Below are 12407 nucleotides of genomic sequence, written 5' to 3' on the forward strand. Positions count from 1 at the left end.
GAATTAATGGTATTGATTCTGTCACTCCCCCCCATTCACCGTGGCGATTAAGTGCACCTATCTAGGTCAAGTAAATCCAAGTCAGTTAGTTTTTAACCAATTGGCTAAATTTCTTAAAAAAAGGCTTGCGGAACGTTTTCACTATGGGATATTACAAACATCAGCCCGGCAGTATGGGCGAAAAGAATTAAAAGTTTTGCGACTCCTCCACAGTGTTGCAAATCGGGGATTTGGTTGTCCCCACCGATTGTGTCCTCCGACATAATCACGAGGGGTGGTTCCCTCCGAATGAGCTGGGCTTTGCCCGGCTTTTTTCGTATTTAGCAGGCAATAAAAAGGGCATCGAATCGATGCCCTTTTCTATTTATGCCTGATTAGTTTGGTGTTACTACCAAAGTAGCCTCAGACTTATCACCACTATCATCGTAACCGACAACTCGGAAGTGGATCGACTTACCAGGACGCCCCGCTACAGAGAGGTTATCTGCATGGACGTGCACCAGTTCACCATCAACAAACCAGTTATGCGTTGCCATATCACCATCAGGGTCAACACAACCTGATTGAACCGCGATAGTACTACTGTACTGCTTGTATGTGATATTACATACCGGCGCCTTGTTTGGTGCGACTTCGACATCAAGTAGCTGCTCTTGAACAATACCAAACTCAGAAGTTACCTTAACTTTGATTTGGTGTTTGCCTTCGGTCATACCCTCAACATATGCCCTTGTAGAAGTTTGGTCATCGAGCAATACATCATCTAGGTACCATTCATAGGTATCTACACGATCATCAGGATGGCCTAATTCTACGCGAGCTCGAATCGACGCATCTAACGGGTCACGCATAAACTCGGTACTGTAGTTAGCTGTCAGTTCGATCTTAGTTTCAGGTGGCTCAAGAACCTCCATGATTTCAGTAATTTCTTTCGAGTTACCGCGATCGTCCGAGATAACAACAGTCAGCTGGTGTAAGCCAGGTTTCGTTGCTGAGAAGTACAAACGCTCATTTGATTGGCGGTCGACTTCCATACCATCAAACTTCAAGAAGTTATAGGTATACTCAACAGCTACTGGTTGACTTTCAAGCTTACGAGCAATTGCTGTTGCACTTACTGGTGCATAGCGAGTTCGGTAGTTCACATCAAATCGATACTCAGGGAATTCATACTTCCAAGTACGGATGCTCAAGTCTTTAGTAGCATAAGTATCATCCTTAAGCTGTTTAACCCAAGAGACGAACGTAATGTCAGTATGCCCAAGTGCAGCATCCGATTCAGTTGGGGTGTAAGTCAGCTTAGTTCCATCAACAATAGTGCCATCAGGTAGAACCCACTGATTCACCACTTCTGATTTAAGTTGACTTGTGGCCAACCGAACTACAGCATTCAATTCTACCGGTACACCCGCTTCAACAATACGAGGTTGTTGAATTGAGATACGAACTGGTTTTGGCTTCTTCACTGATATTTGACGTCGGTAAACGTCGTAACGCTTATCTTCTGCCAATTCATTATTGAAGTAAGACATACGACTCCAAACCTTCATACGATCGCCTGTACCAACGATGTCTATAGTATTGCCGCCCTCTTCCCAGTTATCACCATCGAATGACCATTCGATCTTACCTTTAAGCTCGTTAGCCAACTCACCATTGTCATAAAGCGTTACTGTCCCTTTCTCACCCTCATACAGAGCTATCGGACCATCGGACTTAAGATCTGGAACTTCATAGCCCAGGATTTCAAGTGTATCGGTTCGACTGATAGCGCCTGAAAGCTTGTTCTTCACAGTTGCACGCACAAAGTAATGTGCCGCTTTATCAATTACCTGACGTAGACGTGGTGAACCTTGGTATTCATCAATGACTGTCCAGTCATTGGTTCCATCTACAGACATTTCCCAAGTGATGTCACCCATTGCTTCACGGTCTTCACGTTCTTCTGGTTGATACGTTACAGACGCGGTGAAAGGCACTGGCGCCGCAATACGGTACGTCTTAATTTCACCATCAATCGGGCCACCTTTAAGGACTCGATAGAACGCTGAGTTTGAAAGTACTGTACGAGTGTAACCATCAACTGGTGATTGCAGTTCAGCAACACCGATAAAACGGTATGAACCATAACCAACATCGCTAACATCAAGGTCAAAAGTTACTGATTGGCCAGAGAAGTCTTTAACATCAGTAATCTTATCGTAGTAAGTCTCACGCGTTTCTTTATCACGACGTTCAATAGCAAGGTAGACTTTCCAATCACCCATTGTTTCTTTGTTGTATACAAAGTCACGGCTATCACTGTCGTAGATACCAAGCTTCATCGTTACAGTTGGATTAACTGTGTCCAACGTTCTCAGATCATCTGTAGAAATACGGCTACGAATACGACGCGATGGAACATATACAGTTTCTAGGTCAACTTTTGTGCTCTTAGATGAGTCCAAAGAGTACTTAGCGTTAACATTGAATTGCTTTCTCGCCCACAATTTACCTGCTGGTACCTCAAGCGTGTCATAAGCAGAAACACTTGTAGTACGGCCGTTACGTTGAACCGCAAGAGTCGTAGTTTCTTCTGAACCATCATTAACGACGAGTTGCAGGTCAGCATTCACACCTTTAGCAATCGCTGTAGTGAAACGGCTACCGTCCAGTTCTACAGGGAAAAGGTTTTCGCTGATCACTTTATCCTGCTTCACTGTAAGTGCTGGTGGATCCACTTCGCCAACGTTGATTACCGCACTTTCTTCTGCAGCTAGCGAATGGTTGCCATTGCTATCGTACATCCATACTCGATAACCCACTTCGTTGGTCATTTCATCAGACGACATGGTAAAGCTACCTGTCAAAGAGTGAATGCCGCGGATATATGAGCCGGCAGTGCCAGGTGGCAAGTTAGTCCACTCCAACCAACAACGAATTGATTCACCATAACGGAAGTCACGCTCATGCAGCTCTTCTTCTGAGCTATAAAGCGCACACGTATTACCTTTTATCTGGTCAACTTCCAAGTCCAATCTTTGAACTTTCTTGTAGTAATCAAGATCAGAACCATCCAATGAGTAGTCCATTGGCATGTAGTTAACGATGAATGACTGGGTATAGTAGTTACCGGCAGTATCTTTAACAGTCACTTCAAACGGATACTCTTTAGCAGGAGTAAGGTTCAACGAGGCTGCTTGTGGATATTTAATGTACTTACTATCGCCCTTCAACTCTAATGAAATACCATTCACTTTAGCCGAAACAATCTCAGCACCCCCGTCGAAAGTATCCAACGCGATGATGGCCATGTTTTCAAAGAAGTAGACGTCACCTTCATTGATGAAGTTCTGCCCTTTGTACATTACCTGCACTGTAGGTGGATTACGGTCTAACGTAACTGATGGATATTGCTTCGTCGTCTTGTTGTCGTATTGGTCCGTTAACGTGACAATCGGAAGGAATTGACCATCTGCAACCGAGTGAAGGTCATACGTAAAGATATACTTTCCGTCACGAACCTCTGGCGTACCGACTGCGTTTAGGACAAAGTTCTCCTGCGGCTGAGAGACCATTTCCTGAGTTTCGACCACGTTCAAACCGTCCACAGTAAATACCGGGATCAAAGCTTCAAAATCAGGGTCTGGTGTTAACTCAAGTTTAGCGGATGGCACCCACCAACTACCGGATAACCCAAAGTGTGGTGTATCAACAATCAGCTTAGCTTGTTCGTTTTCAACAACTACGCTAACGCCTTCAACGTCATACTTATCAGTTGTCGCGCTACTTTTTGAACGAGCTTGGATATAAAGACCTTTCGCTTCTGGGGTACGGTAGTCCCATTTCATTACGTAGTCTTCTGGCACGACTTTGTTTTTAGATTCAAAATAGCCGTTTAGAGAGTCAATCGTTAGACTGTATTTTGTCTGGCCAGTAACCTGCCCTTCAACACCAATGCTTCTTGAACCGGCATTAATATCACAGGCGGTGTTACCAATTTCAATAATACATGAACCTAGCCCGTCGACAGTCGCAACTTGACGGTAGTCTCTAGATTCTGCTGAAACTTGGATTTTTGAAATTCCAGACGCTTTGTTGTAGTTAGTCACTTGGAGGCCAGTAAAGGCTCCATGACTTAACGTAGTTTTAACCCCGGTGAAGTCAGGGGCGATCGGTGCAACCGCGTTTACGTTGATTGCATCTGATAGAATTTCTACTTTGTCTAGATTTGTACCTGAGAAGTATGAAATGGAGTAACCGAACTGGTTAGCACCTTCCTTCAACAGATAACCATCTACGGCCATCCCTGCAGCTGTTATCCCCGACGGTAGCTCGGTCCATTCAAACAAACAGACTAAACTATCCCCGTGGTCAGCTTTCGCCACACTAGGATCTCCCGTAAGTTGACAACCGGAACCGTCAGCTTCTTCTGCAACCATTTGGAAAGGGTTGACGTAAGCTTGTTGGTCCCTTAGTACGGGTAAAGATACTTTTGGTGAAACCGCCTCAATCGAACCTGTTACAAGAATCGATTTTGAAACGGCGTGACTGGCCCACAAAGCTAAGGGTATTGCTACCGCTAAGGTTTTAATGTTTGTGGATTTCATGTAAGCACCAGTTAAAGAGCTAAAAGTCAACAGTACTTTACTGAATTGAACTATGCCGCATGGTGAATAAAACCCACTTTGTAAGGGCAATTAATCAACATGATTTGGCAAATTGAAGGCGCATGAAAGTAGCCACTTTTTAATAAAAAGTGGCTTTATTTGATGTTCTTGAGGGAAATGGTTGTAACTAGAATTACATGCAAACAGCCATTTTCTTGGCATTATTTTTAGCTGAGATTTTCAGTTGTGTTCCAGGTTTAAGAACACAGACTTTACGGGCTGAAATATCACAAGCTTCACCCGTTTTTGGATTGCGCCCCGGACGAGAATTTTTTTCAAGAATTCGGAACTGGCCAAAACCATGCAAACTTACTTCGTTACCATTCTGGAGTTCATCACTAATTTGTTGAAAAATATCAGTGACCAAGGATTCTGCCTCGCGGGACGCTACGGGCAATACCTCTTGGAGACTTCTTCCTAAATCACGCTTAGTTAATGTCATTTAATAACCCTTCATTGTATTTAGCTGATCGCAATGCGATTAATGCATTTGGCCTTTCTTGTATTCTTCAATGCGCTGGCACTCTAGGCATTTCACAGCTGTAGGAACACCAATCAAGCGGTCATAATCGATCTCTATTCCACAGCCTTCACAAAAGCCAAATTCATCCAGTTTATGCGTTAAACGGCCGAGTACTTTACGTAAATTAAGCAATTGTTTCTCTTCACGATTGCGTAAAGCTGCACCACAACTACGTTCAGTCTCAAGAGTTGCTCGGTCTGTCGGGTCAGGCATACTCACACCTTCTGACAAACATGTGTTCTGTTCTGAACTTAGTCTTTCTTGAATGTTGGCAATCCCTTGGGAAACCTTCTCTCGGATGCAATTTAATTGTTGTTCTGACAGAAAATCGTGTACTTGCATTATTCAAACCTTACATACATTTGAGCGTAAAAATAACTTGTTAAAATGATGACTAGTTTCCAAAAATCGGACCATTGGAGGATATAAATACCCATCATGACCTTTTGCTTTTTTGGCAACTTCGGGTAACTCCTTCTTAGACCACTTAGCCAGCATTACGTATTTCGTCCCTATATTTCCCAAATGCAGCTCCCATGTCGGATCGTAGTATTTGCCATTAACACAAATGATCGAGTGCTCAACAGGAAGCACTCGACAAGCAAAGGCTAAAACGTATTCCGCTCCAGGGAACAAATCATTCATCACTATCGACCAGCTGTTATCGAAGCAGCGATTAGGCAGACATAAGCCAGAATCGACGATTTTTTGCTTCAATTCTTCTGGTAGTGGGGAAACAAGGACGTTGGTCGTCATATCTGGGTTAATCCCCTTTGCTATGACGGTATCAATCATTTTGAATTCCAAGCTTCCACCCTATTAATCAGGACTTTCCACATTTATAACGCTAAACTTTGAATGTGCAAGCCCTAATTTTTAGTTTTGTGATGATTTTTCTTGATGGCAGTATTCTTTGTAAGGTTTAGTGCGATATTGTGGGCGTTCAAACCCTCTCATTGAACGCTCGGCGCGACTGGCAGCCAGTATTCTTTGCGGCGTATTTACTTGCATGTCGTAAATTTGTGATACATGCATTGTGAATTCATCTTCGGTGTACCCCCAGCCAAACGCACAGTACTTGGTTGAATCCATTTCTTGATATGCCTCCAACCGCTCCTTGATTGTTCTACCAATCATCAGCTTATCAATTGCTTTTGAATACCTTTCCATCTCATGACGAATGATCGGGTACCCAGAGTAACGACCTTCTAGATACTCTTGGATGTCATCTCGAACACCATTGTTATCAATATCAGACCCAAGGAGCTCTACTTCGGCAGTTGTCAGCTCTCTTACGTTGTTGGGTGTAGAATCATGAGCAGATGCACTCATGGAGTTAAATAAACACACAGTGGCTAATATGCCTAATAACTGAACCTTCAAGGCCTTCATGCCTTCTCCCATAGTGATTTTACGTCCACTAGCGTTATTTGCTTTGTTGATATGTTTGACCCGCTAGAAAGCGGGTCATATTGGTTATTTTTGGCTTTCAATCATTTTTATGAATTCCTGCATTTGCGCAGGTTTCATATAGCCAGCCACCTTAGCCTTTCCATTTTGAACATAGACAATACCCGGCGTACCCGCGATGTCGAACGCTTTCATGAAGTCACCGTTTTTCTCTATTAGTTCACGAGTTTTAACGGTTGCAGGCTTAGTATTTGGACGGGCACGTTGAGCTCGAATATGCTCATGCTCTTGCAAAGCTGCATATGGATCTGGCTGGCTAGTAATGTACTCAATCACATCCGGGCTTTGAGCAGACAAGAATGACACAGGTACCCAGCGAACTTCTAAACCATCTTGAATTGCTGGCTCAATTTCATTAAACAATTTCGAGCACCAACCACAGAATGGTTCGATGAATACATACATCGTGCCTTTGCTGTTTCCTTTAGGGTGTGTTGAGAAGTACCAACCTTCGTTTTCAAAATTTTCAAAAACTTTGTTGTAGTCAGGAATGGGCTTCTTCGCATCTAAATACTTAGAAGTTATGTTGATACCGTTTTGATCAATTAGAGGTCCAGCAACAACGTAATTATCTTTAGTTGCCCAATATAAATGGTATTCGCCTTGGTTTTTGACTAGCCACCCAGTAAATGAATCATGTTGGAACACTTCGATAACTTCAATGACACCTTGGTCAATGAGGTTTTTCAGTTGTGGTGGCGCTACCTGCAATGAGCTCCCTGTAGCAATAGGCTGATCTGTATTGGAGTTGATTGCTGCCATACTTTGAGCAGAAAACCCACCGAACAGTGCTCCAGCGATTAGTAATGTTGATAATTTACGGCTACTTACCATTTTTTTGAAGACCTCATTCATTCCATACGGAGTTCGTAAACACCACCAGCGGCTTTCACCTTGAGTAGTATTTGTTTGATTTGATTTTGGCTCTGTTGGTTAAACGATTTTTTGAAGTCATTGAATCGCTCACAGAATTCAGTCGGGATCTCTAACGCGATAGTTTCGCCCGAGGTCGTTTTGTATGAGAGAGTCGTCAACATCATGCCAAAATTAGAACTTGAAGTGATGGTTGCCTCTGTCCAATTGGAAACATTACGTAGTTGAATTAGCTCAGTAGCCAGAACCAATAGTGGTTCTACTCTCAATTTTGACTGTTCCTGAATAATCATTGGGTTTCCTTCTTGAACTGGCATCACTTACTCAAAAGTTTGAGTGTGTAGTTATACGCATCTTCAAGTACCCACACTTCGATTTTCCCCGTCTTTTTAGCCGCACTTAATCAACGCACCAAACAGGAGCAATTTTGTGTTCACCCATCCTAATGCCCCTAAACTACTACCATTACTAATGATGTCGTTTTAATACTGCTAGTTACCGCTACTTAATGAACATATGATTTTTTTAATGTCTCTAGAATATCGGCAGAAATTATTCGAGGGATGATCTGTGAAGAAAATAACGTACATATGGCCATTGATACCTTTAACTTTATTTAGTGCCATTGTTAATGCCGAGGTGTTGTCTTTATCTTTTATTGATACAAACAATTCTTTAGTTGAGCTAGATAGTGCTAATGAGTTTTTCAACCCGACAACAGACATAACCTTCTCTGTATCTGGTGGCCTTGACCGCAAATTGTCCTTAAGGATTGAAGACAGCAGCGGAAACGCAATTAGCTCTACGGAAAGCAATGTCATAGGTGTAAATGACAGGATTACTGCGCTAGGACGTGACTATTACGGTAAAACCTTAACTTTGTCGGCGCCAAATGATGGAGCCTATTCGGTCGTTGCTGACATAAAGGATCTATCTGGTGAAATAATACAAACCAACACCTACCCTATCGTTATCGACACGACCGCGCCCACTCTCGGTTCTCCACAAGCAACCAGTTATGGTGGATTAGATGGCATAAACATGCCTGCAGACACTTGGTATACCGGCTATTACAGTACAAACAAATATTATGTATCCGATATTGCCGATGAAAACTCTGGCGTATCAGTAGTTAACGCGATAACCAGGATTGGCGAAAAGGTTTATAAAAAAGCCGCCGCAAGTTTTGACCCTCAAGCCATGCAAGCTTATATAGGCAATGGATCATCGTGGTTTCCTAGTGGTGACAACGCGGAGACTGTTTACAGCTTACAGTTTGAAGTGGTCGATAATGCCGGCAACATTGCATATTCGAAAGAACAAGACCTGTATTTTGATACCGTTGGAGGCAACGCGCAGCTTTTCGCAATCCATGACCCAGATTCTACAAATGTTATGGGTGGCCAAGCAGGTTACGAGCCCTATGTTGCGGCAATGACTGTCAAAGAGAACCCTATTTCTTTTATGTATCGGATACCAAGATCTAACTACGCCAACCTAGTTCGTGGTGGTATCACTCCTGTAGGGCACTCAGCAATCTACGATGATGTCGATGACCAGTATGTGTATGTTGTTTTCACGCGGCCTTATGGTTTTACAAACGGGAACTATGTGCGATTTCATGACCGCCGTTCTTGGTCTATTCAAGGTGTGAGTTACAATTTAAAGCTTGATGATTCCGCGCCTAAAGAGCCCGTTCGTAAAGGTAACCAGTATCAGTATTCCGATATAGGTTGGAGCAGTTGGGGCCGTGAAGTGTACACGGAGGAATTACCAGTTTCTGTCACGGCTGCAAAGATCATAGTTGAACCAAGAGACTATGACCAAGTATTTGAGCATATGGGGAAATGTACTGTGCCGGCTGGGGATACAGAGTGTGTTATCACCTACGACCCACCAAAGCTCTTAGATACAGGCACCTACGGCAACCTGCATAGTGGTTCTTCAATCAAAAACTTGGATGGTAGTTTGTATGGTCAACCCGGTTGGGCAAGTGTTCACTGGAACGATACTCACCACCCTGAAATCACTAGTACGGAATGGGATAAGAATACTAAGATCGTTACGGTCTATGCTTACCAACCAAACCGCGGCTATTACTTTGATAACACCCGGATCACTCAAGCCTATCTAGAATCGAATGGTCAGAAACTCTCTGTCAAACGTATATTATCTGAGGAAAATGGCACTAACTATAAGTACCAATTTGATTTGAGCACTTTACCCGAAGGCTCATACAACGTTGAAGCAGTAGTGATGGAGAAGCACCACAATTACGCTAGAAAAGACGTTGTATCCTTCACAAATGACACTACCCCACCAGCAGTTACGCTGCTTTATAACGGTGCCATTATTGGTGACATGATCCAAGGTATTAACGGCATCACCGTTAGCGCCATAGACAACACAGCCATGACTATTCTCGACGCGAGCTTATCAGGTGGACCAAGTGAGGATTTAGTTTATCTTGCGATTACTGACCTTGGCCAAGACACATGGAAACTCGAACAACCCCGTATTTTCCCTGCTTTGCAGGAACAACAAAGTTACACGCTGACAGTACGAGTTAAAGATGAATATAACAACATAGGCACTGGTACCGCGAGATTTCAATACACCCCTGAGAACTGGATAAAACTAGAGAATTTGAAGACATTAGCCATTAGCAAAAACCTGCTTAACAGACAGGGAGAGCCACTAGCTAGAGTCACATCATCAGAACTACGTACTGACTCTGGAAACTTAGCAACCGGTTTGCAGGATGCTCTTGTTACACTCCGTTCTGACGCTCCATTCGGCTTGATGGTTGAAGGTGTTGAGGTATCACCAGGTCAAACAAAAAGTATCCCATTAGACTTGGGTGATTTGGGAGGAAAACTCGATGTACCGATTTATCCATCATCAAATTCAGAAGGCATTGCATCATTTATGCTTGAGGTGCCTGAGCTAACAAGTAAATACGATTAAGTCCGAGGAAATACCTGCATGAATGATACGTTCAGAAAAACTAGAAACGCTTGGTTAGCACTAGGGACATTTCTTACACTCCCTGTATATTTTGGAAGTGGTGAGCTACTACAGGACAGCCTGCCAGTACTTAAACTATTCTTCTTTTGGATAGCTTTCCTCGCAACAATATCGCCGCTTTTCATAGCTATATATTTCGCAATTATCTTTTATAAACGCATGATTTCAAAGCGTGAAGGTAAAGTGCAATCTACATCGGATGATGATAAAAACTCTAAGTTGAATGTTGCCAAAAATACTATAAACAAAATCAGCACAAACAACCTGACCAAACATTCAATAGTAATTTATGGCATCTTCGCGGCTTCCTTTATCCTACAAAAAGACTTGTCCATAATTGAACTCATTGGGCACCAATCGTTACTGATGGCCGCTACTGCCGTGATTGTTGGGGTGCTTATTTCAACGGTTCTTTGGGTTAACAAGTCGTTTCTAACCAACTTGGTGATATTTAACAAAGAAAAGGGGTTTAGACGATACTGCCCAAACAAGACAGCTATTGCACTCATTTGTACCGCTGTGTTTGTATTAAACTCAGACAAGTTGATAGAGAGCTATATTTCGCACCAGAACACTTACAATTTAAGTGGCCAACTTTTACATGTTGATGTCGATCGTGGTCAGGGAAAAAATGTTATTACGGTTAAAAGAGACACTGGTAACGTTGAGCTATTAGTCGACCCTTCTGAGTACGAGCAAGCAAAAGCGCTTAATGAAATGGTTGGAGAGAATTTAAATTTTAACGTGTATAACCACACATTCATTATACCAAACATCGGCAAAACTCACTTTGTATCACTCAGTGACAACAAGCCCAATGAATAGTGCGAAATTTGATAGTGATTAGAAATAGTAAGGGACTCCATTGAGAGTCCCTTAGTGAATGGAGAATACAAGTAACGTCGTCAGCTATATCAACAGATGTTAATGCATTTCAAATTCGTACTCACCATTGCTGTTCACTGTAAATAAATAAGATTCTATACGTTCATCGAGAACGCTGAGGCTATTACTACAATCACGAATACGATTACCCATTTCGGGCGTAACCAATAAAGTTTTTTTAGCTCCGTTTACGAGCAAATACGCATTGCTTACCATCATTCCACAAACTGATTTGCCTTCAACAGTAAGTAGACTCCAATCAAAATTACATTCTGCGATTAGTTCATTTGCTACTTCGTTCAAGGTAGCTGCTAACATTTGAACTTTTATTTGTACTTGTTCTGACATCAGTGTAACGCCCGGCCACCAGCTGGAGCATGTTGAGCATTCTTGATGTGGTTTACACACAAACAAGTCAATACCGCTACAGTGCCTTCCACCGGATTTTCGTCCTTCGTGCCAGCATCCAACAGGACATCAAGGAACGCCCCTTTCAACATTGGGTTGTTTGAATGATCAGATTCTTTATGTGCATACATGCTGGAAATAGTGCCGGCATTCTGCAGACGGATATAGTCAATGATATGCTGAACTTCGGCCATCCATTGTTTAAGTAGCGGGTCTTCTCGCTCAATTCTGCAAGAGTCTTCCGCACTGTGGCCAAAAGACGCGTTACCATCAAACGTAAACTTCACAAAAGCTGAGAACAATTCATTGCCAAGTTCCGGTCCAATATTATTTTCATTAAAAAAGATCTGCATCCGTCGTAAAGATGCTGCAGTACGCTCGGCTAGTTCTATATCGTCTTCATTCAATGTCGTCTGATAGGTCATTACATCCCTTTATCTTATTAGCTAGTTGTTTGCTTGTACGGCTATCCAGATGCGCTTTTCTCGGGCAATGTCTGTGTATTTCTCGTACAAGGCTTATTAATATGTCGTTTAGTGTGCTTAAAAAGAAAATATCCTCAAGCGAATTTT

General features: G+C 42.6%; 11 protein-coding genes. 2 read left to right on the top strand and 9 right to left on the bottom strand.

What is annotated here, in order from left to right; genetic code table 11:
• Positions 1-374: 374 nt before the first annotated feature.
• The 7 genes from R7Z50_RS14375 to R7Z50_RS14405 form a co-directional block, all read right to left on the bottom strand.
• Positions 375-4589: an Ig-like domain-containing protein gene (locus R7Z50_RS14375; RefSeq protein ID WP_053409871.1), complete on the bottom strand. Its 4215-nt coding sequence runs from the start codon at positions 4587-4589 to the stop codon at positions 375-377.
• A 193-nt stretch (positions 4590-4782) separates the two neighbouring features.
• Positions 4783-5091: an HU family DNA-binding protein gene (locus R7Z50_RS14380; protein WP_053409870.1), complete on the bottom strand. Its 309-nt coding sequence runs from the start codon at positions 5089-5091 to the stop codon at positions 4783-4785.
• Positions 5092-5130: 39 nt separating this feature from the next.
• Entirely contained in the window at positions 5131-5514 is a 384-nt protein-coding gene (locus R7Z50_RS14385; RefSeq protein ID WP_053409869.1) for a TraR/DksA family transcriptional regulator, read from the bottom strand.
• Between the two features lie 3 nt (positions 5515-5517).
• Positions 5518-5967 (bottom strand): hypothetical protein, encoded by a 450-nt coding sequence (locus R7Z50_RS14390; protein WP_053409868.1) that lies wholly within the window; start codon positions 5965-5967, stop codon positions 5518-5520.
• An 81-nt stretch (positions 5968-6048) separates the two neighbouring features.
• Positions 6049-6564, bottom strand: coding sequence for a hypothetical protein (locus R7Z50_RS14395; protein ID WP_053409867.1), 516 nt, complete (start codon positions 6562-6564; stop codon positions 6049-6051).
• Between the two features lie 84 nt (positions 6565-6648).
• On the bottom strand, positions 6649-7476 hold the full coding sequence (locus tag R7Z50_RS14400) for a thioredoxin fold domain-containing protein (protein WP_189338764.1): 828 nt from the start codon (positions 7474-7476) through the stop codon (positions 6649-6651).
• A 17-nt stretch (positions 7477-7493) separates the two neighbouring features.
• On the bottom strand, positions 7494-7808 hold the full coding sequence (locus R7Z50_RS14405) for a hypothetical protein (protein WP_139374576.1): 315 nt from the start codon (positions 7806-7808) through the stop codon (positions 7494-7496).
• Between the two features lie 277 nt (positions 7809-8085).
• Here R7Z50_RS14405 and R7Z50_RS14410 point away from each other — a divergent pair, with 277 nt between their 5' ends.
• Together R7Z50_RS14410 and R7Z50_RS14415 are read left to right on the top strand one after the other, a co-directional pair.
• On the top strand, positions 8086-10482 hold the full coding sequence (locus R7Z50_RS14410; RefSeq protein WP_053409864.1) for an Ig-like domain-containing protein: 2397 nt from the start codon (positions 8086-8088) through the stop codon (positions 10480-10482).
• Positions 10483-10500: 18 nt separating this feature from the next.
• Positions 10501-11367, top strand: coding sequence for a hypothetical protein (locus R7Z50_RS14415; RefSeq protein ID WP_053409863.1), 867 nt, complete (start codon positions 10501-10503; stop codon positions 11365-11367).
• Positions 11368-11466: 99 nt separating this feature from the next.
• On the opposite strand, the gene R7Z50_RS14420 is transcribed toward R7Z50_RS14415, so the two are convergent.
• Positions 11467-11775 (bottom strand): hypothetical protein, encoded by a 309-nt coding sequence (locus tag R7Z50_RS14420; RefSeq protein WP_053409862.1) that lies wholly within the window; start codon positions 11773-11775, stop codon positions 11467-11469.
• Positions 11775-12260, bottom strand: coding sequence for a hypothetical protein (locus R7Z50_RS14425; protein ID WP_053409861.1), 486 nt, complete (start codon positions 12258-12260; stop codon positions 11775-11777). The genes R7Z50_RS14420 and R7Z50_RS14425 overlap by 1 nt, the downstream gene beginning before the upstream one ends.
• Positions 12261-12407: the final 147 nt, after the last annotated feature.

Source organism: Vibrio sp. 1249-1 (assembly GCF_033340495.1).

Coding starts and splice junctions, on each gene's coding strand:
- R7Z50_RS14375 (WP_053409871.1), bottom strand. CDS start 4,589: ATGAAATCCACAAACATTAAAACCTTAGCGGTAGCAATACCCTTAGCT.
- R7Z50_RS14380 (WP_053409870.1), bottom strand. CDS start 5,091: ATGACATTAACTAAGCGTGATTTAGGAAGAAGTCTCCAAGAGGTATTG.
- R7Z50_RS14385 (WP_053409869.1), bottom strand. CDS start 5,514: ATGCAAGTACACGATTTTCTGTCAGAACAACAATTAAATTGCATCCGA.
- R7Z50_RS14390 (WP_053409868.1), bottom strand. CDS start 5,967: ATGATTGATACCGTCATAGCAAAGGGGATTAACCCAGATATGACGACC.
- R7Z50_RS14395 (WP_053409867.1), bottom strand. CDS start 6,564: ATGAAGGCCTTGAAGGTTCAGTTATTAGGCATATTAGCCACTGTGTGT.
- R7Z50_RS14400 (WP_189338764.1), bottom strand. CDS start 7,476: ATGGTAAGTAGCCGTAAATTATCAACATTACTAATCGCTGGAGCACTG.
- R7Z50_RS14405 (WP_139374576.1), bottom strand. CDS start 7,808: ATGATTATTCAGGAACAGTCAAAATTGAGAGTAGAACCACTATTGGTT.
- R7Z50_RS14415 (WP_053409863.1), top strand. CDS start 10,501: ATGAATGATACGTTCAGAAAAACTAGAAACGCTTGGTTAGCACTAGGG.
- R7Z50_RS14420 (WP_053409862.1), bottom strand. CDS start 11,775: ATGTCAGAACAAGTACAAATAAAAGTTCAAATGTTAGCAGCTACCTTG.
- R7Z50_RS14425 (WP_053409861.1), bottom strand. CDS start 12,260: ATGACCTATCAGACGACATTGAATGAAGACGATATAGAACTAGCCGAG.